Source organism: Pseudomonas sp. RA_105y_Pfl2_P56 (genome assembly GCF_963970845.1).
Taxonomy (GTDB): domain Bacteria; phylum Pseudomonadota; class Gammaproteobacteria; order Pseudomonadales; family Pseudomonadaceae; genus Aquipseudomonas; species Aquipseudomonas baetica_A.
Map to the genome: position 1 here is coordinate 95,805 of NZ_CAXAPL010000003.1, position 23,047 is coordinate 118,851.

Below are 23,047 nucleotides of genomic sequence, written 5' to 3' on the forward strand. Positions count from 1 at the left end.
TCCGGCTTATAGTGCACGTCGCGCCAGTCCAGCCAAACCGCAGGATTACAGCTTGTCCAAAGTCACTCCGCCAGCCTCCGTGAGCAGCTCCCAACCGGCGCCAGGCTCCCCCCTGCGCGGAACATTAAAGGGTGCGCTGGCCACATTGGTGCTCTTGTTGCTGGCGTTGCTGTTCTGGCAATTGCTTGATCAATTGCACGAAACCCAGAAAAACCAGCGCCAATACACCATCGATTACACCGCCGACCTCGCCTCTCAGGTCAGCCTGAACATGGCGCTGAATGCGCAAATTGCCCTCAATCTGCTACCGATCGTCGAACAACCGCAATCAGCCGACGAACAGCAGGCGCTGTTACGCAAGCTTCAAAAATCACTGCCGGACCTGCGCAGCCTGGCGTTGCTCAGCCCCTCCGGGAGAATCCTCAGCGACAGCAGTGCCGAAAGCTCCGACGCCGACTACCTTAGCGAACTGGTACGCCGCAGCCGCGCCCAAGCGCACTACTTCAGCAATGCCGACGATGGCTCGGTGGTACACCTGTTATTGCATCAGGCCAGCGGCAACGTTCGTGGTTATTGGGCACTGCGCCTGACCCCGACATTCTTCGACTCGCTGACCAAGCAGAGTGAAACCGGCCTGCGTCCGCTGTGGCTGGTGGAAAACCGCCTCAACCACCAGATCATCAGTCGCGACGAAATACTGTCATCCGCCAAGCCAGGCGTGCTGAGTCCCGACGATCTGGCCAACACCGTGCTCACCGTTGCGCTGAGCAGCAGCGATTGGCAACTGCGTGGTTTGTTCGACCGCCAGCGCGTGCTCGAAGAATTGCTGCCCGCGTTCATCGGCAAATGCCTACTGGGCCTGGCCTTCTCGCTGCTGCCGGTGATCGCACTATTGAACATGCGTCGCCGTCAGCGCCAGGTTCATGAGGGGCGCCGGCGTTATCAGGACATCTTCGACGGCACCGGCGTCGCCTTGTGCGTGCTGGACCTCTCCGGCCTGAAACAGTTTTTCGACAAGGCGCAGATCCAGAGCAGCGATCAACTCAAGGCCTGGCTCGACCAGCCGCAACAGCGTCAGCAGGTGTTGCAGGAATTGCGCGTTACCGAAGTCAATCAGGTAGCGCTGCAATTGCTCAACGTCAACTCCTGCGACGACGCCTGGCAACTGTTGATCGACGGTCATCCGCACCCTCACTGCGCGATCGGCAATCAGGTACTCGACGCCGTACTTCAACAGCAAAGTCAGCTGGAACTGGAAATCAAACTGCCGGACACCAACGGTCGCGATCAACACCTGTGGATGGTTCTACGCCTGCCGCAGGAGCAGCACGACTATAAAGCGGTGATCCTGAGCATCAACGACATCACCAGCCGTAAACTCATCGAACTGTCGCTGCTGGAGCGCGAAGGTTTCTGGTCGGACGTGGTGCGTACCGTGCCGGATCATCTGTATGTGCAAGACGTGGTCAGCCAACGGATGATTTTCAGCAACCACCACCTCGGCCAAACGCTGGGCTACAACCGCACCGAACTGCATCAAATGGGCGAGTACTTCTGGGAAATACTCCTGCATCCGGAAGACGCCGACTATTACCATCGCTCGCGTCAGATGCAGCGTCACGCCGGTTACAGTCAACTGCTTCAGTGCCAGTTGCGCTTCCGGCACCGCGACGGCGAATGGCGGCGCTTCGATATTCGTGAACAAGCGCTGGCCCGCGACAAACATGATCAGGTCACGCGGATCATCGGTGTGGCCAAAGACATCACCGAGCAAATCGAGGCCAGCGAATCGCTGCGCGACAGCGAACAGCGCTACCGCATGCTCGCCGAAAGCATCAGCGACGTGATTTTTTCCACCGACAGCAAGCTCTCGCTGAACTACGTCAGCCCGTCGGTGCAAGCGGTGCTGGGTTACGACGCCGAGTGGATTTTCCAGAACGGCTGGCAATCGACCATCGCCAATCCGCAGCAACTGAGCGATATTTACACCCTGATGGATCGGGTCAGCAAGGCGCTGGACAAACCCGAGCAACTGGCAATCTTGCGCAATCAAGTGCAGACGCAGTTATTCCTGTTCGACTGCCTGCGCGCCGATGGCCGCAAGATCCCGATCGAGTTGCGACTGGTGCTGGTGTGGGACGAGCACGGCGCGTTTGAAGGCGTGCTCGGCGTCGGACGCGACATCAGCCAACAGCGCCGCGCCGAGAAAGACCTGCGCATGGCGGCCACCGTATTCGAGCATTCTACGTCGGCGATCCTGATCACCGACCCGGCCGGGTACATCGTCCAGGCCAACGAAGCCTTCAGCCGCGTCAGTGGTTATGCGGTCAGCGAAGTGCTCGACCAGTTGCCGAACATGCTCACCGTCGACGAGCAACAGGATGCGCACCTGCGTTACGTGCTCAAGCAACTGCATCAGCACAACACCTGGGAAGGCGAGGTCTGGCTCAAGCGCCGTAACGGCGAACATTACCCGGCATGGGTCGGCATCACTGCCGTGCTCGATGACGAAGGCGACCTGGCCAGTTACGTGTGCTTCTTCAGCGACATCAGTGAGCGCAAGGCCAGCGAGCAACGGATTCATCGTCTCGCCTATTACGACGCCCTGACCCACCTGCCGAACCGCACACTGTTCCAGGATCGTCTGCACACCGCACTGCAATCGGCCGAGCGGCAGAAGTCCTGGGTGGTGTTGATGTTCCTCGACCTCGACCGCTTCAAGCCAATCAACGACTCCCTCGGCCACGCCGCCGGCGACCGCATGCTCAAGGACATGGCCACGCGCCTGCTGGCCTGCGTCGACGATGACGACACCGTGGCGCGGATGGGCGGCGACGAATTCACCCTGCTGCTGCAACATCGCTCCAGCCGCGAGATGGCGCTGAACCGCGCGATCCATGTGGCCGAGCAAATTCTTGCGAGTCTGGTGCGCCCGTTCGTGCTTGAAGGCCGCGAGTTCTTCGTCACGGCCAGTATCGGCATCGCCCTGAGCCCGCAGGATGGCAACGAGCTCAGCCAGTTGATGAAGAACGCCGACACCGCGATGTACCACGCCAAGGAACGCGGCAAGAACAACTTCCAGTTCTATCAGGCCGACATGAACGCCAGTGCGCTTGAGCGCCTGGAGCTGGAAAGCGACCTGCGCCATGCCTTGGAGCAGAACGAATTCGTCCTGTATTACCAGCCGCAATTCAGTGGCGACGGCAAACGCCTGACCGGCGCCGAAGCGCTGCTGCGCTGGCGTCATCCGCGTCGCGGACTGGTGCCGCCGGGAGATTTCATTCCGGTACTGGAAGAACTCGGGCTGGTGGTAGACGTCGGTGATTGGGTGATCGGCGAAGCATGTCGCCAACTCAAGACCTGGCACCAGAACCGCGTGCGTGTGCCCAAAGTGTCGGTGAACATCTCGGCGCGGCAGTTCTCCGACGGCCAACTTGGCACGCGAATCGCCAATATCCTCAAGGAAACCGGCCTGCCGCCGGCGTGCCTGGAGCTGGAACTGACCGAAAGCATCCTGATGCGCGAAGTCTGCGAGGCGATGCAGATTCTCGACGGGCTGAAAAACCTGGGCCTGAGCATTGCGGTCGACGACTTCGGCACCGGTTATTCATCGCTCAACTACCTCAAGCAATTCCCGATCGACGTGCTGAAGATCGACCGCACCTTCGTTGACGGCCTGCCGTCCGGCGAGCAGGACGCACAGATTGCCCGGGCGATCATCGCCATGGCCCACAGCCTGAACCTGGCGGTGATCGCCGAAGGTGTGGAAACCCATGAGCAATTGGACTTCCTGCGTGAGCATGGCTGCGATGAGGTGCAGGGGTATCTGTTTGGAAGGCCAATGCCGGCGAGCCGGTTCGAGGCGCAATTCAGTAACGATGCGCTCTTCATGTTCGACTGAAAATCTGTGGCGCGGCCTTCGCGAGCAGGCTCGCTTCCACAAGGATTGATGTCGATCACAAAATCGCAGGCTGGCCTCGGTTAGCGTGAGCGAGCCGGCTCGCGAAGCGGCCAGTAAAAACACCGCACATCTGTCATGAATGCCACTTGTCTGCGACATGATGTCGTTTCATATGCCATCCAAAACCCATTGGGTTAGAATGCCCCCCTTTTCTGCCCCCGATCCTTGAGGACCGCCATGTTCAGCCGTGATTTGACTATTGCCAAGTACGACGCCGATCTTTTTGCCGCCATGGAGCAAGAAGCTCAGCGCCAGGAAGAACACATCGAGCTGATCGCTTCGGAAAACTACACCAGCCCTGCGGTGATGGAGGCTCAAGGCTCGGTACTGACCAACAAGTACGCCGAAGGTTATCCGGGCAAGCGCTACTACGGTGGTTGCGAGTTCGTCGACGTGGTTGAGCAACTGGCCATCGACCGCGCCAAAGAACTGTTCGGCGCCGATTACGCCAACGTTCAGCCGCACGCCGGTTCCCAAGCCAACGCCGCTGTCTACCTGGCGCTGCTGCAAGGTGGCGACACCATTCTGGGCATGAGCCTGGCCCACGGTGGTCACCTGACCCACGGCGCCAGCGTTTCCTCCTCCGGCAAGCTGTACAACGCGGTGCAGTACGGCATCGACGCCAACGGCCTGATCGACTACGACGAAGTCGAGCGTCTGGCTGTTGAGCACAAGCCGAAAATGATCGTGGCCGGTTTCTCTGCCTACTCGCAGATTCTGGATTTCCCACGCTTTCGCGCGATCGCTGACAAGGTTGGCGCTTACCTGTTCGTCGACATGGCTCACGTGGCCGGTCTGGTCGCCGCGGGCGTCTACCCGAACCCGGTGCCTTTCGCTGACGTGGTGACCACCACCACCCACAAGACCCTGCGCGGTCCGCGTGGCGGCCTGATCCTGGCTCGCGCCAACGCCGACATCGAGAAGAAGCTGAACTCCGCCGTATTCCCGGGCGCCCAGGGTGGCCCGCTGGAGCACGTGATTGCCGCCAAAGCGATCTGCTTCAAGGAAGCGCTGCAGCCTGAGTTCAAGACTTACCAGCAACAAGTGGTGAAAAACGCCAAAGCCATGGCCGGCGTGTTCATCGAGCGCGGTTTCGACGTGGTCTCCGGCGGTACTGAAAACCACCTGTTCCTGCTGTCGCTGATCAAGCAGGACATCTCCGGTAAAGACGCCGACGCCGCGCTGGGCAAAGCGTTCATCACCGTGAACAAGAACTCCGTGCCTAACGATCCACGCTCGCCATTCGTCACCTCCGGCCTGCGCTTCGGTACGCCGGCTGTGACCACGCGTGGCTTCAAGGAAGCAGAGTGCAAAGAACTGGCCGGCTGGATCTGCGACATCCTGGCTGACCTGAACAACGAAGCGGTGATCGACGCCGTTCGTGAGAAAGTCAAAGCCATCTGCAAGAAACTGCCGGTCTACGGCGCTTAAGTGCGACGTTAAACCCGCAGCATGAAGAACCGGCCAGTGATGGCCGGTTTTTTTTCGCCTGCAAAAAAGTTTCGGGTCAACAACCGCTCAAGATCGGGGGATTGCGCACAACTGGTAAGACCGGTCATGCCAATTCGTCATTTTTAACTTGCGATCCGTAAAAAACAGCGCCTAGACTGCGCCTGCACTGGACATACCGGTAAGACCACAATAATTAAGTCCTGAATCTGATGTGCCCCGCACACGGCAGCCAGGACACCGACCAGGATTCCTCCCATGCTCAGATGGTGCTCGCGTTCAATCTTCCTCCAAGTGGTTCTCGGACTGGTGCTCGGCATCGTCTGCGGGCTGACCCTTCCCGAATATTCCGCCCAGCTCAAACCCCTCGGCGACGGTTTCATCAAACTGATCAAGATGCTCATCGGCCTGATCGTCTTCTGCGTAGTGGTCAGCGGCATCAGTGGCGCGGGCGACCTGAAGAAGGTCGGGCGCATCGGCCTCAAGTCAGTCATCTATTTTGAAGTGCTCACCACCATCGCCTTGGTGATCGGCCTGGTGTTTGCGTTCAGCACCGGGATCGGCAGCGGCGCCAATATCCATCTGGAGCAACTGTCCGCCGCCGACATCGGCGATATCGCCGAACGCGGCCAGCACATACACACCACCACGCAGTTCCTGATGGATCTGATCCCGACCTCCGTCATCGGTGCCTTTGCCGACAACAACATTTTGCAAGTGCTGTTGTTCTCGGTGCTGTTCGGCAGCGCATTGAATCTGGTCGGCGAAGCCGCCTCCGGGATCTCGCGGCTGATCAACGAGCTGAGCCATGTGATCTTCCGGATCATGGGCATGATCGTGCGTCTGGCGCCGATTGGCGTGTTCGGCGCCATCGCGTTTACCACCAGCAAATATGGCCTGGATTCGCTGCAGCATCTGGGCAGTCTGGTCGGTTTGTTCTATCTGACGTGCATGGCCTTTGTCGCTTTGATTCTTGGCTTGGTAATGCGCTTGTCCGGACTGCGCCTGTGGCCGCTGCTCAAGTACCTGCGTGAAGAAATGCTGATCGTCATGGGCACCGCGTCCTCCGACGCCGTATTGCCACAGATCATGCGCAAACTGGAACATCTGGGCATCGGCAGCTCGACCGTCGGGCTGGTGATTCCGACCGGTTACTCGTTCAACCTCGACGGTTTCTCGATCTACCTGACCCTGGCCATCGTGTTCATCGCCAACGCCACCGGCACACCGCTGGCCATGACCGATCTGCTGACCATTCTGCTGGTATCGCTGATCACCTCCAAAGGTGCCCACGGCATTCCCGGTTCGGCGCTGGTGATTCTCGCCGCAACGCTGACGGCGATTCCCGCCATCCCCGTGGTCGGTCTGGTGTTGGTGTTGGCGGTGGACTGGTTCATGGGCATCGGCCGAGCGCTGACCAACCTGATCGGCAACTGCGTCGCCACCGTCGCCATCGCGCGCTGGGAAAAGGACATCGATGTGCAACGCGCGAACAAGGTGCTCAGCGGTCAGCAGGGCTATACCTTTCAAGCGAGAAAACCGGTCGCTCAAGCAGCCGCCAAAGAATTTTGAATGACCGCCGTGCCTGCTGACCCGCAGGCACGGCTCATGGAGCAAGACAAGTGATTACCACCTCAACCGTCGTCAACTCAGTCGTAGAAAAACTCCGGGCCGCGCTGGCCCGTGGTCAGTGGCGCTCCGGCGACATGCTGCCCGGCCAGCGCGAACTGGCCGAACAACTGGGCATCAGCCGCCCGAGCCTGCGCGAAGCGGTGATCGTCCTGGAAACCCTCGGCCTGGTGCGCTCGATGCCGGGCAAAGGCGTGGTGGTGCTCGACGCGCAACGGAGTGACAGCCAAAGCCACGACAGCGCAGTGGCCGGCGCCAGCCTCGAAGACGTGCTGCAACTGCGCTACACCCTGGAGCCGTTCATTGTCGGCCTCGTGGCCCAATCGATCAGCAGCAAGGAAGTCGGCCAGTTGCGCCTGACCCTGATGGACATGCGCGAAGCCCTGGAGGCCGGCGACAGCGAAGCCGGGGTCAGCGCCTACATCGCCTTCCACGAAGAATTGTTCACCCTGACCTCAAACCCGATTTTCCAAAGCGTGGTGCAACAGACCAGCAACGCCCTCAAGCAAAGTGCCGACGTGCTGCGCAATTCCCCGGAACATCTGGCCGAACGCCTCGAAGAAAACGAAGCGGTGGTGCGCGCGATCCGCAGCAAAAACAGCGCTCAGGCCAGTGCCGAAATGCGTCGACACATCCTGCGCGAAGGCCAGCGGATGGGCATCGAGCTGAACATTCCGGAAGACCACTTGAACACCTGAATTTCTTCACACTGGAGACCGGCCATGAACAGTCTTGCCACGCCGTCGCACCCTCGCCAAACCTCGGCGGCCCTGCCCTTCTCCCGCCTGCAAGTGCCGGTGGGCGATCTGTATCCGCGACTGTTCGACGCGATCCTCGAACAGCGTCTCGATGCTGCCAGCCGTTTCACCGAAGACAGCCTCAGGCAGATGTTCGGTGTCAGCCGTGCGGACGTGCGGCGGGTGCTGACGCAGCTGTCCCATGAACACATCATTGTGTTGCGCGCCAATCATCGTCCGCGTGTCACCGCGCTGAATGCCGAACAAACGCGGCAAACCCTGCATGCACGGCGCCTGACCGAAAGCACGCTGGTGCGCCTGGCTTGTCTGCGGCCACAAGCCGAAGAATTGAAACGCCTGCGAGCGTTGATCGAACGTGAACGCCAGGCTGTCGAGCAGGATCGGCGGGCGATGGCGATTCGGTTGTCCGGGGAGTTCCACCTGCAACTGGCGCACATGGCGGGGAATGCACCGCTGGCGCATTTTCTCGGCAGTCTGGTGCCGCTGACGTCATTGGCGATTGCGCGCTGTGATGGATCGACGCGCCGTTATTGCGCGTGGCAGGAGCATCTGGCGATTGTTGAAGCAGTGGAAAATGGGGATGCTGCAAAGGCCGCAATGCTGATGAACCAACATCTGGATCATCTGGAAGACACTCTGTTGTATTGCGTCAATGAACAGTGCGCCACCGGATGATCGCCATCGCGGGCCCGCCCCCACAGTGATTGAGGGTGACCACAGATTTTGTGACCAACCCCATAACCTGTGGGAGCGGGCTTGTTCGCGAAGAGGCCCTTAATGCCTGCGCAAACATTTAGCCTTGCGCCGCCACCCTGGCAAACCCCGCCCGAATTTTCTCTTCCGGCAAATCATCGGCAATAAACACGATCACACTGTCCCGCGCCTCACCCTCGGCCCACTCCGTATCCCAGTCGAAACCGTAGAGTTTCAAAACGCCCTGAAACACCAACCGTCGATCTTCACCGGCAATGTGCAGCACGCCTTTGTAGCGCAGCAATTGCTTGCCGTGCTCCTCCAGCAACTCATTCATGAATTCACTGAGCTGATCGATATCCAGCGGTTGCTCAGTGCGCAGCACCAGACTGGAGATGCGGTCGATGGACGGCGCCTGGCTCACCGGCCGCAGACTCAGCCCGCCACCCAGGTCGGCATTGAGGTTGAAGCCGCGCACATCGAGCAACTCGGCCAGATCGATATTGCCGTGTTCGACCACACGAATCGGTGCACGACGGTTGATCCGCGTCAGCCGTTCGCTCAGCGCCGTGAATGCCGCTTCGTCGACCAGATCGGTCTTGCTCACCAGCAAGCGGTCGGCGAAACCAATCTGCGCCTGGGCGATGGTCTGGGTCAGGTGCTGCTCGGCGTGGGCCGCGTCGACCAGTGTGATGATGCCGTCGAGAATGTAGCGCTCACGCAATTCTTCATCAATGAAGAAGGTTTGCGCGACTGGCGCCGGATCGGCCAGACCGGTGCATTCGATCACCAGGCGGTCGAAAGCGATTTCGCCGCTGTCCAGCCGTTCGAGCAGCAGGTACAGCGCTTTGGTCAGATCGGTGTGGATGGTGCAGCAGACGCAGCCATTGGCCAGGGTCATGACTTGCACCGGCTCGTCGCCCAGCAACTGCGTGTCGATGCCGGCGTCGCTGAATTCGTTTTCGATCACGGCGATTTTCAGGCCGTGCTCGGCTTTCAATAGATGGCGCAGCAAGGTGGTTTTGCCGGCACCGAGGAAACCACTGAGTACCGTGACCGGAATGGGAGAGGACAAAACTCGATCTCCTTAAAAGAAACACAAAACAAATGTGGGAGCGGGCTTGCTCGCGAAGGCGGTGCATCAGTCAGAACAATCATCAACTGACACTGCGCTTTCGCGAGCAAGCCCGCTCCCACAGGGGGATTGCAGCAACCTCAGGCTGTCAGCTCAACAGCACTTGGGCCCACCCTTGCCACCGTAACGGGCTTCCTGACGTTCGCGGAAGAACATCTCGTAGCTCATCACCGGTTTGTCCGGGTGCTTGGTTTGCATATGCTCGACGTAGGTGTCGTAGTCGGGCATGCCGACCATCAAGCGCGCAGCCTGACCGAGGTATTTACCGAGGCGACTCAGGTCATTGAACATGGTGCAATCCTCTGGTTACGCATCCGGCAGAGCCTGGAATGGCGATTCTTTATCCGTACGCTCTTTTTTGCCCCAGGCGGCGATGCCGACTTTGAGCGCATAGAACAGGATGCTGAATACCACGAACAGGAACAGCGCGGTCAGCGTGGCATTGGTGTAAGCATTGAAAATGACGTGCTGCATCTGATCGATGCTCTTGGCCGGGGCAATAATCTGACCGTTGGCCAAGGCATCGCTGTACTTCTTGGCCAGCGACAGGAAACCGATTGCCGGGTTGGCGTCGAACAGTTTGATGAAACCCGCCGTCGTGGTGCAGATCAGCAGCCAGGTGGCTGGCAGCAGCGTGACCCAAATGTAGCGCTGACGCTTCATTTTGATCAGAACCACAGTGCCGAGCATCAGCGCGATACCGGCCAGCATCTGGTTGGAGATACCGAACAGCGGCCACAAGGTGTTGATGCCGCCCAGTGGATCGATCACGCCTTGGTACAGCAACCAGCCCCACATTGCCACACAACCGGCGGTGGCAATCAGGTTGGCCGTCCACGACTCGGTACGCTTGAGCGCAGGAACGAAAGAGCCGAGCAGATCCTGGAGCATGAAACGTCCGGCACGGGTGCCAGCGTCCACAGCGGTAAGGATGAACAGCGCTTCGAACAGGATCGCAAAGTGGTACCAGAACGCCATGGTGTTTTCACCCGGCAGGACACTGTGCAGGATTTGCGCGATCCCCACCGCCAGGGTCGGCGCACCACCGGCACGGGCCAGAATGGTGGTTTCACCGATGTCATGGGCGACGGCTTGCAGCGCCTCAGGCGTGATCGCAAACCCCCAACTGCTGACCATCTGCGCCACTGACGCAACATCCCCACCCACCACGGCGGCCGGGCTGTTCATGGCGAAGTAGACGCCCGGTTCGATCACCGAAGCCGCCACCATGGCCATGATGGCGACGAACGATTCCATCAGCATGCCGCCGTAACCGATGTAACGGGCGTTGGTTTCGTTATCCAGCAGCTTCGGCGTGGTGCCGGAGGAGATCAGCGCGTGGAAACCCGACACCGCACCACAGGCAATGGTGATGAACAGGAACGGGAACAGACCGCCCTTCCACACAGGGCCGGTGCCGTCGACGAACTGGGTCAATGCCGGCATTTTCAGCTCAGGCATGGTCACCAGAATGCCAATCGCCAACGCGATGATCGTACCGATCTTGAGGAAGGTCGACAGGTAGTCACGCGGCGCAAGGATCAGCCATACCGGCAGAACCGCCGCCACGAAGCCGTAACCGATCAGCATCCAGGTGATTTGAATGCCGGTGAAACTGAAGGCCTTGGCCCACACCGGATCAGCGGCAATCTGCCCACCCAGCCAGATCGAACCGAGCAGCAGCACCACGCCAATCACCGAGATCTCGCCGATGCGACCCGGACGGATGTAGCGCATGTAAATGCCCATGAACATCGCGATCGGGATGGTCGCCATCACGGTGAAGATGCCCCACGGGCTCTCCGCCAGCGCTTTCACCACGATCAGCGCCAGCACCGCAAGGATGATGATCATGATCAGGAAGCAGCCGAACAGTGCGATGGTGCCGGGAATGCGGCCCATTTCTTCACGCACCATGTCGCCCAGGGATCGGCCGTTGCGGCGGGTCGACATGAACAGCACCATGAAGTCCTGCACCGCGCCCGCCAGCACCACACCGGCAATCAGCCAAAGCGTGCCGGGCAAATACCCCATCTGCGCTGCCAATACCGGGCCGACCAACGGCCCCGCGCCAGCAATGGCCGCGAAGTGGTGACCGAAGAGAATGTGTTTGTTGGTTGGAACGTAGTCCAGACCGTCGTTGTTGAGCACGGCGGGGGTGGCCCGACGCGCATCGAGTTGCATCACATTGTTCGCGATGAACAGGCTGTAGTAACGATACGCAACCAGATAAATGGCCACGGCAGCGACCACAATCCACAAGGCGTTGATCGCCTCGCCTCGGCGCAATGCCACTACGCCCAGGGCGCACGCTCCTACGATTGCCAGCACTAGCCAGGGTAAGTGGCGTAGCAGGCTATTATTATTTTTCATTTTTTTATTCCAGCCAGGGTGGACAAGAAAGACAGCCACCCCGAGTTTAGCGCTACTGGCGACAAAGGCCATACCCCGACGTTGGTCTAGACGCTTGTCTGCACTGGCACGGTTGAAGAATGCGGGTCTATAGTCAGCGAACATCCGGAGGATTGCGCCATGAGCGAACAACCTGACGAGCGTCGCCGTTTCAAACGCATCGCGTTCGATGCCAAAACCGAGCTGAGACAGGGTGAGTACATCTGGCCAGTGAAGTTGATCGACCTGTCGTTAAAGGGTCTGTTGATCGAAAAGCCTGAGCCGTGGCCAGGTGATCGGGAGCGGCATTTCCTGGTCGATATCCATCTCAACGATGAGGTCGTCATCAAGATGGATGCGCAACTGACCCATGACGACCATGGCCAGCTCGGCTTCGTCTGCAAGCACATCAACCTGGAGTCCATCGAACGCCTGCGGCGCTTGATTGAGTTCAACCTGGGCGATCCGCAGGAGCTGGAGCGCGAGTTGGGCGCTCTGATCGAAATCTAGAAGCCACTACCGCTCCCACCAAGGTGCTGAGTGTTTATTCGAAGAGCGCGTCGAGGGCCTGTTCCAGGCGGGTCACGGCAATGATCTGCAGCCCCGGCGGTGACTCCTTCGGCGCATTACCCTTGGGCACGATCGCCCGTTTGAAGCCATGCTTGGCCGCTTCCTTCAAACGTTCCTGCCCACTCGGCACCGGACGCACTTCGCCAGACAAGCCTACTTCACCAAACACCAGCAGATCATGGGGCAATGGCCGATTACGCAAGCTCGACATCACCGCCGCCATCAATGCCAGGTCAGAGGCCGTCTCCAGCACCTTCACCCCGCCGACCACATTGAGAAACACGTCCTGATCGTGAGTCGGAATACCGCCGTGCCGATGCAAAACCGCCAGTAACATCGCCAACCGGTTCTGATCCAGCCCCAACGTTACCCGGCGCGGGTTGGCCAAGTGGCTGTCATCGACCAACGCCTGCACTTCCACCAACATCGGCCGAGTGCCTTCCCACGTTGCCATCACCACGCTGCCCGGGACTTCTTCCTGAGCACGCGTCAGAAAAATCGCCGAAGGATTAGAGACTTCTTTCAACCCCTTGTCGGTCATGCCGAACACGCCCAACTCATTGACCGCGCCAAAACGATTCTTCACCGCGCGCAACAAACGCAAGCGTCCGTCGGACTCGCCTTCGAAATACAGCACCGTATCGACCATGTGCTCCAGCACGCGAGGCCCGGCAAGCGCGCCCTCCTTGGTGACATGACCGACAAGGAAAATCGCCGTGCCGCTTTGCTTGGCATAACGCACCAGCAGCGCCGCACTCTCCCGCACCTGGGAGACACCACCAGGCGCCGACTGCAATTGTTCGGTGAAGATCGTCTGGATCGAGTCGATCACCATCACCTTGGGTTTTTCCTGACGGGCGGTGGCGATGATGGTTTCGATACAGGTTTCAGTCATCACCCGCAGTTGATCCTGGGGCAAGCCGAGACGGCGCGCGCGCATGGCCACTTGTTGCTGAGACTCTTCGCCGGTGACGTACAGCGCCGGCATGCTCTTGGCAAGGTTACACAGGGTCTGCAACAGAATTGTCGATTTGCCGATCCCCGGATCGCCGCCAATCAGCACCACCGAACCATCCACCAGACCGCCGCCGAGCACGCGATCGAGTTCGCCCGACGCGGTGGAAAACCGCGGAATCTCTTCAATGCTGACTTCGGCCAGCGTCTTGATCTGCGCCTGCTGCCCGGCCCAACCGGTACGACCGGTGGGCGCGGTGGCCCCGCCGCTTTCGATCATGGTTTCAGTCAGGGTGTTCCAGGCACCACACTCACCGCACTGGCCGGCCCATTTGGGAAAAGTGGCGCCGCACTCGGTGCAGCCGTACATGCGCTTGGCCTTGGCCATCTGAACCCCCGGGGCAAAACCGCGATGATAACGCAGCCATCACCGATCAGCGCGGCGCGGCGGTGCGGATTTCTCCGCCGGCCAGACGCGTGGGGCTGTTGCCCAGCGGATCTTCGGCATTCAGGTCGGCACCTTTGGCCTTGAGTGCGTCGAGCAACTCAAGGCGTTTGAACAATCCGGCGTACATGGCTGCCGTCTGCCCGGCGCTGTTACGCTGGTCGGGGCTGCAGTCGGTCGCCATCAGGCGGCGAGCAATCTGCAACTCGCCCTTGAAAATCGCCCCCATCAACGCCGTGTTACCGCGTTGATCCTGAGCACAGGCATCGGCCCCGGCGGCGAGCAACCTTTCAACCGCCGGCGCCTGACCGTGATACGCCGCCAGAATCAGCGCGGTGTAACCCTTGCTGTCGCGGGTATCGAGGGAGTAACCGGACTCGATGAAGGTGTCCAGCATCGGTACGTCGCCGCGTCGGGCCGCGTCGAAATAGTAATCCTGAAGTTGAGCCTTGATCGCGTCGGGCCCCTGTTCAGGGGAGGCCGCCCACGCGGCGAACGACAGACAACCCGATAGCCACAAAAGACAGATACGCATAAGCACTCTCCTTGAGCGAAACGAGGCCCGGATTCAGACCCCGCGTCGCATCAACGCTGAATCAGTCGACCAGTTTGGCCGCCAGCGCCTTGACTCGGCTCAGGTCGCCCATGGCCACTTTAGTCACGCCGGTGCCGTATTCGGGATCAGCCTTATAAAGGAAGGACAGGATGATGTGCTTGCTCTCGTCATCAGTGGTGGCCAGCGAGCCGCCAAAGCTGTCGATCAGATCACGACGTTCCTTTTTGCTGAACGAGCGATACAGATCGCCGGCCTGCCTGAAGTTCTGCTCACGCTGAATTTTCGCCTGCTGGGTGCTGCCCGATAGCGCCGATGGGCTGTAACGCGCGCTTTGCGTCTCTTCGCGCGGTTGCAAACGGCTCGGCTGATAGTTCACGCCGGAGTGGCTGGCACCCCCATTCATCGCACCGTCCTGATTGCCATTATTCACCGCAACTTTTGGCGCGTTGATCGGTAGTTGCAGGGCGTTGGCACCCAGGCGATACATTTGCGTGTCGGCATAAGAGAATACTCGGCCTTGCAATAAACGATCTTCCGACGGCTCGATACCCGGCACAACATTGGCCGGCGCCATGGCAACTTGTTCGGTTTCCTGAAACACGTTTGCCGGATTACGGTTCAGTACCATTTGTCCAACTTTTCGCTCTGGAATACCCGGCCAGATCTTGGTTGCATCCAGCGGATCGAAATCAAACTTGGACAAGTCTTGCGGTTTCAGAACCTGAATGTACAAGTCCCACTTCGGAAAATTGCCTTTATTGATGTTTGTCACCAAGTCATTGGTCATATGACTGTAGTCCTGACCTTGAACTTTCGTCACTTCTTTAGGCGCCAGATTCTTTATGCCTTGCAAACTCTTCCAGTGAAACTTTACGTAATGCACCTCACCTTTTGAATTGATCAACTTATAAGCATGTACGCCGTTGCCGTCCATTTCCCGATAACTGGCTGGCGTGCCTGAGTTGGAATACAACTCGGTCAGCGTGCGCGTGGCTTCCGGTACATGGGAGAAGAAGTCGAACCGGCGAGAGTCGTCATCAAGGTTGGTACGCGGATCAGGTTTGAAGGCGTGCACCATGTCCGGGAACTTGATCGCATCGCGAATGAAGAAGGTCGGGAAGTTGTTGCCCACCAGATCCCAGTTGCCATCGGCGGTGTAGAACTTGGTGGCGAAACCGCGCGGGTCGCGCAGGGTTTCCGGGGAGTGATTACCGTGCACCACGGCGGAAAAACGCACGAAAACCGGCGTGCTCTGGCCGGCGGCAAAGACCTTGGCCTTGCTCAGGTCACTGAGGTCATTGGTGACCGTGAAAGTGCCGTGGGCGCCAGCGCCGCGTGCATGTACCACACGCTCGGGAATGCGCTCGCGGTCGAAACGCTGCAGCTTCTGGATCAGTTGCACATCCTGCAGCAGCACCGGGCCATTGGCACCGGCAGTCTGCGAATTCTGATTGTCACCCACCGCTGCGCCGTTATCCCGGGTCAGGGGCGCGGCATGCACGGAGAAGGTCAGAAGGCTGGCGGTGAGTACGCCAAGGGTGCGGCGATGGGGAAAAGCCCCTAAGCCAAGCGTGGAAGTCATATCAGGTTCCTCTGGTTTTTTGGGCGCATCCAGGTGCGCCAAACAGAGGCTAGAGGGCAAAACCGGCGAACATAAATAGAAAGTTCGTAACTCGATGATTGATAGATTTTTCTTCCTTTTCATGGTGTTACGGCGTATTTCGCGCGCGATTAGTGGCACTTTGCAAACTAATCGTCGATTAGTGTGTCGATAAAAACGGGCATTGTAAGAAGGTGTTTCGCGCAGGACGCGTTTTGCTGATTTACACTGCGTACACCAAACTCATCTGTAACAAGGAAATAACCTATGGGCGTGCTAAGCGAGTTCAAGGCCTTCGCGGTCAAAGGCAATGTGGTCGACATGGCCGTCGGTATCATCATCGGTGCCGCCTTCGGCAAAATCGTTTCGTCGTTTGTCGGTGACGTGATCATGCCGCCGATCGGCCTGCTGATCGGTGGTGTCGACTTCAGTGACCTGACCATTACGCTGAAAGCCGCCGAGGGCAGCGCCCCTGCGGTAGTGATGGCTTACGGCAAATTCATTCAGACCGTGCTCGACTTCATAATCGTCGCCTTCGCGATCTTCATGGGCGTCAAAGCCATCAACCGCCTCAAACGCGAAGAAGCCGTGGCCCCGACCCTGCCTCCGGTGCCAACCAAAGAAGAAGAATTGCTGGGCGAGATCCGCGATCTGCTCAAGGCCCAGAACAATCAGCCCTGAACGTTGCACGCGATAAACAACGGCGCCTTCGGGCGCCGTTTGTTTACCAGTAGTTTTCCACGGCCACCTGGCCAGGGCGGCGAGTGAGGCTTAAGCTCATCCCCCGTTTTTTCAACAGTGCACGAGTGTCGTCGATCATCTGCGGATTGCCACACAACATGACCCGCGAGTGTTCTGCAGATAGCTCGACACCCGCGACACGCTCAAGCTCTCCGTTCTCGATCAGCGCAGTGATGCGACCGCTCAGCGCGCCGGGATGCGCTTGTCGCGTGACTGTCGGGATGAATTGCAACTTGTGTGCGTGCTCGCTCAGGTATTCACGTTGCGCCAGCCCGGCAATAAGCGGCTGATACGCTAACTCCCGCACTTCGCGCACGCTGTACACCAGAATGATCCGTTCGAATTTTTCCCAGACCTCGAAGTCCTGCAGAATCGACAGAAAAGGCGCCACCCCCGTGCCTGTGGATAACAACCACAGGTCCCGACCGTCGACGAAGCGATCAAGGGTCAGATAGCCGAATGCCTGCCGATCCACCAGCAAGCTATCGCCGATCTGCAGCCGACTTAATTCACTGGTGAATTCACCGCCCGGTACCACGATCGAAAAAAACTCAAGAAACTCGTCGAAGGGTGACGACACCATCGAATAAGCGCGCCACACGGTGCTGCCATCGGCCCTGGTTACGCCAAGCCTGGCAAACTGCCCCGCACGGAAGCGAAAGCCTGCATCACGACAGGTGCGCAAGGTGAATAGACTGGGGGTCAACGGCTGCACGTCGATCAATGTCTGAACCGTGTACTTCTCTGCACTGGCGGTCATGGGGCGCTCCGATAAACGATTGCCACCAGTGTCCCGCAATTCCCCCCGTCTAAACACCGATGATTGGTAATGGCATTCGGAAAACCCACCCTTTAGTTAAAATTCAGAATGACCACATGAGTTAAAAATCTTTCATCGCTAAGAACATTTACTGAACACACCGGCATCTTCAAGAGCGAAATAATTTAAAACCACACGCAGGAAATATCCTACACTTCGACCCGTGCCGGGTTTTTGGATCCATTCGGCGCCCCCTATGCAACACCAACGGAGAGCATGTAATGGAAACGTGGAAGGAGTCGCAGTTAAGGCAACTGACTTTCGCTAAAGGGATAGATGCCGCTTATCCGATTTTGCTCAGATTCGCCGAAAATCTTGGCTTCAATTTCTGTGCAATTTCGGTCACGTCACCCGACCAGGAAGTGCATCTTGATGCGTTTAATATCAACAACTACCCCAAAGAATGGAACCAGCAATATGAACAACAAAAATTCAGCGTAATTGACCCAGTAGTAGCGCATTGCAATCACTCCGTCATGCCGATTGTATGGAATGAAACAGTCTTTGCAGATACGCCGCGACTATGGGAGGCGTTAAAGGAGCACAAACTGCAATATGGCTGGTCCCAGGCGTTCCATCATGAAGATACGGGGTTGTGCAGCATTATCAGCCTTGCACGCAAGCACTGCCCGATCAGTCCGCTCGAGTTGTACGAGCACTTTGGTTATATCTTCTACGCCGCGAGTCACTTGAGCGAACTGTTCGCCCGCACCCTGCCCGTGAATCCGGCCAAATCCGACAAACCACACCTTTCGCCACGAGAACTGGAGGTTCTGCAATTGTCCGCCGGTGGAAAAACAGCTTATGAGATCTCGAAAATCCTCAGTCTGAGCGAACGCACCGTGAACTATCACGTGCAAAACGTGATCGAGAAACTCAACGTCTGCAACAAGATTTCCGCCGTCATCGCGGCCGCCAGAGCCGGAATCATCTAAAGCGTTGCCTTGCATCCGGATTAAAACTCACGGGTATTTGCGGAGAAAAAAACGTACCATTTGTGGCCTTTCTGAGTGATAACGTGAAGCTTTGTTGCGTTGCAGTTCACTTGATCGGTTCCGCCGCATGACACCAGGGCTGCGGGATACCCGTTGATCACCCTGAGTCCCCGCCCCATGCCTTTGCTCGATACGCCCTTCGCCCAACTCGACCTGATCCGCCAGCCCGAACAGCAGAACGAACCACTGCAGGCTTTCGATGCGGCCGACGAATACTTGCTCAACCATCTGGCCGCACAGCAACCGACGGCCGACACCCGAATCTTGGTGCTCAACGACAGCTTCGGCGCACTGGCCGCCAGCCTGCTGGGCAAGGTGCAAGTGACCAGCAGCGGTGATTCGTTTCTGGGTTTTCAAGGTCTGGAAAAAAACCTGCTGCGCAACGGCCAAGCGTTCGATGCGATCTGCGGTATTCCGGCCAGCGAGCCTGTGGTCGGGCCCTTCGACCGCGTGCTGATCCGCGTACCTAAAATCCTCGCCTTGCTCGAAGAACAACTCATTCGCCTGCATGGGCAACTGGCTCCCGGCGCGCAAGTGATCGCTGCGGCGATGGTCAAACATCTGCCACGCGCTGCCGGTGATCTGCTGGAACGTTACATCGGCCCGGTGCAAGCTTCACTGGCAGTGAAAAAAGCCCGATTGCTCATCGCCACACCAGAAGCAAAGACACCGGCGGTGTCGCCCTACCCATCGCGTTATCGTCTCGACACACCGTCTATCGAATTGCTCAACCACGCCAACGTGTTTTGTCGTGAAGGCCTGGATATCGGCACCCGCGCCTTTTTGCCGCATTTGCCCAAGAGTCTGGGTAGCGCACGGGTTGCCGATCTCGGCTGCGGCAACGGTGTTTTGGCGATAGCCAGTGCTTTGCAAAACCCCGACGCGCAGTACACGCTGGTCGACGAGTCGTTCATGGCGGTGCAATCGGCCACCGAGAACTGGCGCGCCGCGCTGGGAGATCGCGACGTGATCGTGCGGGCCGGCGATGGTCTGGCCGGGCAGGAAGCGCAATCGCTGGATGTGATCCTGTGCAATCCGCCGTTCCATCAGCAGCAAGTGGTGGGCGACTTCCTTGCCTGGCGCATGTTTCAGCAGGCTCGCGAAGCGCTGGTGGTCGGTGGTGCGCTGTACATCGTCGGCAACCGTCACTTGGGTTACCACAGCAAACTGGCGCGACTTTTCCGGGGTGTCGAGCAGGTGGCGGCAACGCCGAAGTTCGTGATTCTCAAGGCCCGCAAGTAATCCGCAAGACGAAAAAAAACCCTCCGTCAGGAGGGTTGCAAATCCGTACCCGAAGGCGCCGGGACGAAGTGATTCAGTGAGTGGTCAGGCCTGCGGCGTTCATGAACATGCGCATCAGGCTGGCAACGATAAACAGCGCACCGACACTGCCCACCCAGATCATGGCCAACCAGCCGAGCCGCTGCCATAGCGGTTTTTTTTCAGCCTCTTCGATGTCGTGCAGGGAATGTTTGCCGGGCATTGCTTCATCCTCCGGTTGGGGGCGATGGCGCCGCTGGCGACGCCTTCGTGGTCACGACTAGTGATAACCGTCCTCATGAGTCACCTTGCCGCGGAACACGTAGTAGCTCCAGAAGGTGTAACCCAGGATGAACGGGATGATGAACAACGTACCCACCAGCATGAACCCCTGACTTTGCGGCGGCGCGGCGGCGTCCCAGATCGAGATCGACGGCGGCACGATGTTCGGCCACAGGCTGATGCCCAGACCGCTGTAGCCCAGGAAGATCAGCACCAGGGTCAGCAGGAACGGCATGTAGTTGGCGTTGCGCGCCACGGCGCGGATCAAGCCGTACAACGTGATCAACACCAGAATCGGCACCGGCATGAACCAGAACAGGTTCGGCATGCTGAACCAGCGTGTTGCGATTTCCGGGTGGGCCAGCGGTGTCCAGAGGCTGACAATACCGATCACCGCCAACAGCACGAAGGCCAGCGGCCGCGCCAGGTTGTGCATCTGCTCTTGCAGCTTGCCTTCGGTCTTCATGATCAGCCAGGTGCAGCCGAGCAAGGCATAAGCCACCACCAACGCGGCACCGCAGAACAGCGTGAACGGCGTCAGCCAGTCCAGTGAGCCACCGGCGAACTGCCGATTGACCACGGGCAGACCATCGATGAACGCACCGAGCGCCACGCCCTGGAAGAACGTCGCCGCCACCGAACCACCGATGAACGCCTTGTCCCAGAGATGACGTTTATCGTCCTTGGCCTTGAAGCGAAACTCGAACGCGACGCCACGGAAGATCAGACCGATCAGCATGAAAATCAGCGGCAGGTACAACGCCGACAGCACCACCGAATAGGCCAGCGGGAACGCGCCGAACAACGCCGCACCGCCCAGCACCAGCCAGGTTTCGTTACCGTCCCACACCGGGGCGACGGTGTTCATCATTACGTCACGGTCGGTCTTGCCCGGGATGAACGGGAAGAGAATCCCGATCCCCAGGTCGAAGCCGTCCATGACCACGTACATCATGATGCCGAAGATGATGATCACGGCCCAGATCAGCGGAAGATCAATACCCATGATTCAAATCTCCTTGCTCAGGGTGGGGCTGTGGTCAGCCTCGGCGCCATCGTCGTCAGCCGCCGACAGCGGCCTGGCCGGCGTACGTTTCTGGCCAGGACCACCGTCGTTGGTTTCCTTGCCTTCGTCGGTTATCGGCCCCTTGCGCACCAGACGCATCATGTAGCCCAGACCTGTACCGAACAGCGCGAAATACACCACCACAAACATGATCAGCGTGATGCTCATCTGCATGAAGCTGTGGTTGGAGGACGCATCCGTCGTGCGCATCAACCCGTAAACCACCCACGGTTGACGACCGATTTCCGTAGTGAACCAGCCCGCGAGGATCGCGATCAGGCCGGACGGCCCCATCCACAACGCCAGGTACAGGAATGGCCGCGAGGTATACAGCGTGTCGCGTTTGCGCAGCCACAGGCTCCACAAACCGGTGAAGATCATCAGGAAGCCGAGGCCGACCATGACCCGGAACGACCAGAAGACAATGGTCGAGTTAGGCCGGTCTTCCGGCGGGAACTCCTTGAGCGCCGGCACCTGCTTGTCCAGCGAGTGGGTCAGGATCAGGCTGCCGAGGTACGGGATCTCAACGGCGAATTTGGTTTTCTCTTCTTTCATGTCCGGCCAGCCGAACAGAATCAGCGGTGTGGCTTCGTCACCTTTGTTTTCCCAGTGACCTTCAATCGCAGCGATTTTCGCCGGCTGATGTTCCAGCGTGTTGAGGCCATGGAAGTCACCGATGACGGCTTGAATCGGCGCAACGATCAACGCCATCCACATCGCCATCGACAGCATGGTGCGGATGGCCGGATTGTCCTTGCCGCGCAGCAAATGCCAGGCCGCCGAGGAGCCGACAAAAAAAGCGGTCGCGACGAACGCCGCCGTGGCCATGTGCATAAGGCGATACGGGAACGAGGGGTTGAAGACAATCGCAAACCAGTCGGTCGGGATCACCTGACCGTTGACGATTTCGAAGCCCTGCGGGGTTTGCATCCAGCTATTGGAAGCGAGAATCCAGAACGTTGAAATCAGCGTGCCGATGGCCACCATCACCGTGGAGAAAAAATGCAGGCCACGTCCGACCTTGTTCCAGCCGAACAGCATCACCCCGAGGAAACCGGCCTCGAGGAAGAACGCCGTGAGCACCTCGTACGTCAGCAGCGGCCCGGTGACGGCGCCAGCGAAATCAGAGAAGCGACTCCAGTTGGTACCGAATTGATAAGCCATGACCAACCCGGAGACCACACCCATGCCGAAGTTGACGGCAAAGATCTTCGACCAGAAATGGTAAAGGTCACGGTAGGTGTCGTTATGGGTTTTGAGCCACAGGCCTTCGAGTACCGCCAGGTAACTCGCCAGCCCAATGGTGATGGCCGGGAACAGGATGTGGAACGAGACGGTGAACGCGAACTGAATTCGGGCGAGATCGAGTGCCTCTAAACCGAACATAAGTCTTCCTCTGTCAGGTAATACCGGCTGTGGGGCTTGTGGCCCCAACGCCTACTGCCCCCACGGATATGGAGTGCGGCGAATTCTGATTCGTTCTTTTTTAACAACCATCGCAACGCAGGGAGTCTGGCCAACGGGCCACCGGATCAATTCCGCTCAGGGTTTTGATCTGGATCATGCAACGTTGAAAGAGTAGTCCCATTTTGAGTGATGAACGGCGTGGTTGTTTGCCGCGTGACAAGTTGCCTCATCACCTTGGCGCCCCAGCGATGCGTTGATCTGTGCCCTGAAAGAAAGTCGATGTCTGGCTAACTAAATTTTCTACCTTGGCAACTTCCTGTTACAGACTGGTGATA

General features: G+C 58.6%; 19 protein-coding genes. 9 read left to right on the forward strand and 10 right to left on the reverse strand.

All coding sequences use genetic code 11. The features are described from left to right. The first annotated feature begins 52 nt into the window (after nucleotides 1-52). From AACY11_RS03355 to AACY11_RS03375, 5 genes are all read left to right on the forward strand, one after another. Nucleotides 53-3,901 carry a sensor domain-containing protein gene (locus tag AACY11_RS03355; RefSeq protein WP_339493860.1) on the forward strand — a complete coding sequence of 1,283 codons (3,849 nt, stop codon included), beginning with the start codon at nucleotides 53-55 and terminating at the stop codon, nucleotides 3,899-3,901. 237 nt (nucleotides 3,902-4,138) lie between these two features. Further along, complete coding sequence (gene glyA, locus AACY11_RS03360; protein WP_221730117.1) at nucleotides 4,139-5,392, forward strand: serine hydroxymethyltransferase; 1,254 nt, start codon at nucleotides 4,139-4,141, stop codon at nucleotides 5,390-5,392. 276 nt (nucleotides 5,393-5,668) lie between these two features. Then, nucleotides 5,669-6,982 (forward strand): C4-dicarboxylate transporter DctA, encoded by a 1,314-nt coding sequence (locus tag AACY11_RS03365; RefSeq protein ID WP_339432755.1) that lies wholly within the window; start codon nucleotides 5,669-5,671, stop codon nucleotides 6,980-6,982. Nucleotides 6,983-7,032: 50 nt separating this feature from the next. Further along, the gene (locus tag AACY11_RS03370) at nucleotides 7,033-7,737 is read left to right on the forward strand and encodes a FadR/GntR family transcriptional regulator (RefSeq protein WP_339432754.1); all 705 of its coding nucleotides are present in this window, start codon (nucleotides 7,033-7,035) and stop codon (nucleotides 7,735-7,737) included. A gap of 24 nt (nucleotides 7,738-7,761) precedes the next feature. Next, nucleotides 7,762-8,472, forward strand: a complete 711-nt coding sequence (locus tag AACY11_RS03375) for a GntR family transcriptional regulator (protein WP_339493862.1) — start codon at nucleotides 7,762-7,764, stop codon at nucleotides 8,470-8,472. A gap of 118 nt (nucleotides 8,473-8,590) precedes the next feature. Here AACY11_RS03375 and yjiA read toward each other — a convergent pair whose 3' ends face one another. From yjiA to AACY11_RS03390, 3 genes are all read right to left on the reverse strand, one after another. Continuing rightward, nucleotides 8,591-9,565 (reverse strand): GTPase, encoded by a 975-nt coding sequence (gene yjiA, locus AACY11_RS03380; protein WP_339493864.1) that lies wholly within the window; start codon nucleotides 9,563-9,565, stop codon nucleotides 8,591-8,593. Nucleotides 9,566-9,718: 153 nt separating this feature from the next. Continuing rightward, nucleotides 9,719-9,916 (reverse strand): YbdD/YjiX family protein, encoded by a 198-nt coding sequence (locus AACY11_RS03385; protein WP_003228401.1) that lies wholly within the window; start codon nucleotides 9,914-9,916, stop codon nucleotides 9,719-9,721. A gap of 15 nt (nucleotides 9,917-9,931) precedes the next feature. After that, on the reverse strand, nucleotides 9,932-11,998 hold the full coding sequence (locus tag AACY11_RS03390) for a carbon starvation CstA family protein (RefSeq protein WP_221730122.1): 2,067 nt from the start codon (nucleotides 11,996-11,998) through the stop codon (nucleotides 9,932-9,934). Between the two features lie 159 nt (nucleotides 11,999-12,157). On the opposite strand from AACY11_RS03390, the gene AACY11_RS03395 reads away from it, so the two are divergent. Beyond that, nucleotides 12,158-12,526: a PilZ domain-containing protein gene (locus AACY11_RS03395; protein WP_339431417.1), complete on the forward strand. Its 369-nt coding sequence runs from the start codon at nucleotides 12,158-12,160 to the stop codon at nucleotides 12,524-12,526. 34 nt (nucleotides 12,527-12,560) lie between these two features. Here the strand turns inward: AACY11_RS03395 and radA are convergent, their stop codons facing one another. The 3 genes from radA to katB form a co-directional block, all read right to left on the reverse strand. Then, complete coding sequence (gene radA / locus AACY11_RS03400; protein WP_007909773.1) at nucleotides 12,561-13,928, reverse strand: DNA repair protein RadA; 1,368 nt, start codon at nucleotides 13,926-13,928, stop codon at nucleotides 12,561-12,563. 46 nt (nucleotides 13,929-13,974) lie between these two features. Beyond that, entirely contained in the window at nucleotides 13,975-14,520 is a 546-nt protein-coding gene (locus AACY11_RS03405) for an ankyrin repeat domain-containing protein (protein ID WP_339493865.1), read from the reverse strand. Nucleotides 14,521-14,581: 61 nt separating this feature from the next. After that, the gene (gene katB / locus AACY11_RS03410) at nucleotides 14,582-16,123 is read right to left on the reverse strand and encodes a catalase KatB (RefSeq protein WP_339431415.1); all 1,542 of its coding nucleotides are present in this window, start codon (nucleotides 16,121-16,123) and stop codon (nucleotides 14,582-14,584) included. Between the two features lie 285 nt (nucleotides 16,124-16,408). Between katB and mscL the strand changes: the two genes are divergently transcribed. Further along, the gene (gene mscL, locus AACY11_RS03415) at nucleotides 16,409-16,822 is read left to right on the forward strand and encodes a large-conductance mechanosensitive channel protein MscL (RefSeq protein ID WP_339431414.1); all 414 of its coding nucleotides are present in this window, start codon (nucleotides 16,409-16,411) and stop codon (nucleotides 16,820-16,822) included. A 43-nt stretch (nucleotides 16,823-16,865) separates the two neighbouring features. On the opposite strand, the gene AACY11_RS03420 is transcribed toward mscL, so the two are convergent. Next, nucleotides 16,866-17,642 carry a ferredoxin--NADP reductase gene (locus AACY11_RS03420; protein ID WP_339431413.1) on the reverse strand — a complete coding sequence of 259 codons (777 nt, stop codon included), beginning with the start codon at nucleotides 17,640-17,642 and terminating at the stop codon, nucleotides 16,866-16,868. A 281-nt stretch (nucleotides 17,643-17,923) separates the two neighbouring features. Between AACY11_RS03420 and AACY11_RS03425 the strand changes: the two genes are divergently transcribed. Both AACY11_RS03425 and AACY11_RS03430 read left to right on the forward strand, forming a co-directional pair. Further along, nucleotides 17,924-18,637 (forward strand): autoinducer binding domain-containing protein, encoded by a 714-nt coding sequence (locus tag AACY11_RS03425; protein ID WP_339431412.1) that lies wholly within the window; start codon nucleotides 17,924-17,926, stop codon nucleotides 18,635-18,637. A gap of 177 nt (nucleotides 18,638-18,814) precedes the next feature. Then, nucleotides 18,815-19,939 carry a class I SAM-dependent methyltransferase gene (locus AACY11_RS03430; protein WP_339493867.1) on the forward strand — a complete coding sequence of 375 codons (1,125 nt, stop codon included), beginning with the start codon at nucleotides 18,815-18,817 and terminating at the stop codon, nucleotides 19,937-19,939. 73 nt (nucleotides 19,940-20,012) lie between these two features. Here AACY11_RS03430 and AACY11_RS03435 read toward each other — a convergent pair whose 3' ends face one another. From AACY11_RS03435 to AACY11_RS03445, 3 genes are read right to left on the reverse strand one after another with little or no spacing between them, the layout of a single operon-like run. Then, nucleotides 20,013-20,180, reverse strand: a complete 168-nt coding sequence (locus tag AACY11_RS03435; RefSeq protein WP_221730131.1) for a DUF2474 domain-containing protein — start codon at nucleotides 20,178-20,180, stop codon at nucleotides 20,013-20,015. 57 nt (nucleotides 20,181-20,237) lie between these two features. Then, the gene (cydB, locus tag AACY11_RS03440) at nucleotides 20,238-21,245 is read right to left on the reverse strand and encodes a cytochrome d ubiquinol oxidase subunit II (protein ID WP_339431410.1); all 1,008 of its coding nucleotides are present in this window, start codon (nucleotides 21,243-21,245) and stop codon (nucleotides 20,238-20,240) included. A 3-nt stretch (nucleotides 21,246-21,248) separates the two neighbouring features. Then, nucleotides 21,249-22,691, reverse strand: coding sequence for a cytochrome ubiquinol oxidase subunit I (locus AACY11_RS03445; RefSeq protein WP_339431409.1), 1,443 nt, complete (start codon nucleotides 22,689-22,691; stop codon nucleotides 21,249-21,251). Nucleotides 22,692-23,047 lie beyond the last annotated feature (356 nt).

Bases quoted from the DNA above. Each gene is read 5' to 3' on its own strand.
- glyA (WP_221730117.1), top strand. From the start codon at position 4,139: ATGTTCAGCCGTGATTTGACTATTGCCAAGTACGACGCCGATCTTTTT.
- AACY11_RS03365 (WP_339432755.1), top strand. From the start codon at position 5,669: ATGCTCAGATGGTGCTCGCGTTCAATCTTCCTCCAAGTGGTTCTCGGA.
- AACY11_RS03375 (WP_339493862.1), top strand. From the start codon at position 7,762: ATGAACAGTCTTGCCACGCCGTCGCACCCTCGCCAAACCTCGGCGGCC.
- AACY11_RS03385 (WP_003228401.1), bottom strand. From the start codon at position 9,916: ATGTTCAATGACCTGAGTCGCCTCGGTAAATACCTCGGTCAGGCTGCG.
- AACY11_RS03390 (WP_221730122.1), bottom strand. From the start codon at position 11,998: ATGAAAAATAATAATAGCCTGCTACGCCACTTACCCTGGCTAGTGCTG.
- AACY11_RS03395 (WP_339431417.1), top strand. From the start codon at position 12,158: ATGAGCGAACAACCTGACGAGCGTCGCCGTTTCAAACGCATCGCGTTC.
- radA (WP_007909773.1), bottom strand. From the start codon at position 13,928: ATGGCCAAGGCCAAGCGCATGTACGGCTGCACCGAGTGCGGCGCCACT.
- AACY11_RS03405 (WP_339493865.1), bottom strand. From the start codon at position 14,520: ATGCGTATCTGTCTTTTGTGGCTATCGGGTTGTCTGTCGTTCGCCGCG.
- katB (WP_339431415.1), bottom strand. From the start codon at position 16,123: ATGACTTCCACGCTTGGCTTAGGGGCTTTTCCCCATCGCCGCACCCTT.
- mscL (WP_339431414.1), top strand. From the start codon at position 16,409: ATGGGCGTGCTAAGCGAGTTCAAGGCCTTCGCGGTCAAAGGCAATGTG.
- AACY11_RS03420 (WP_339431413.1), bottom strand. From the start codon at position 17,642: ATGACCGCCAGTGCAGAGAAGTACACGGTTCAGACATTGATCGACGTG.
- AACY11_RS03425 (WP_339431412.1), top strand. From the start codon at position 17,924: ATGGAAACGTGGAAGGAGTCGCAGTTAAGGCAACTGACTTTCGCTAAA.
- AACY11_RS03430 (WP_339493867.1), top strand. From the start codon at position 18,815: ATGCCTTTGCTCGATACGCCCTTCGCCCAACTCGACCTGATCCGCCAG.
- AACY11_RS03435 (WP_221730131.1), bottom strand. From the start codon at position 20,180: ATGCCCGGCAAACATTCCCTGCACGACATCGAAGAGGCTGAAAAAAAA.
- cydB (WP_339431410.1), bottom strand. From the start codon at position 21,245: ATGGGTATTGATCTTCCGCTGATCTGGGCCGTGATCATCATCTTCGGC.
- AACY11_RS03445 (WP_339431409.1), bottom strand. From the start codon at position 22,691: ATGTTCGGTTTAGAGGCACTCGATCTCGCCCGAATTCAGTTCGCGTTC.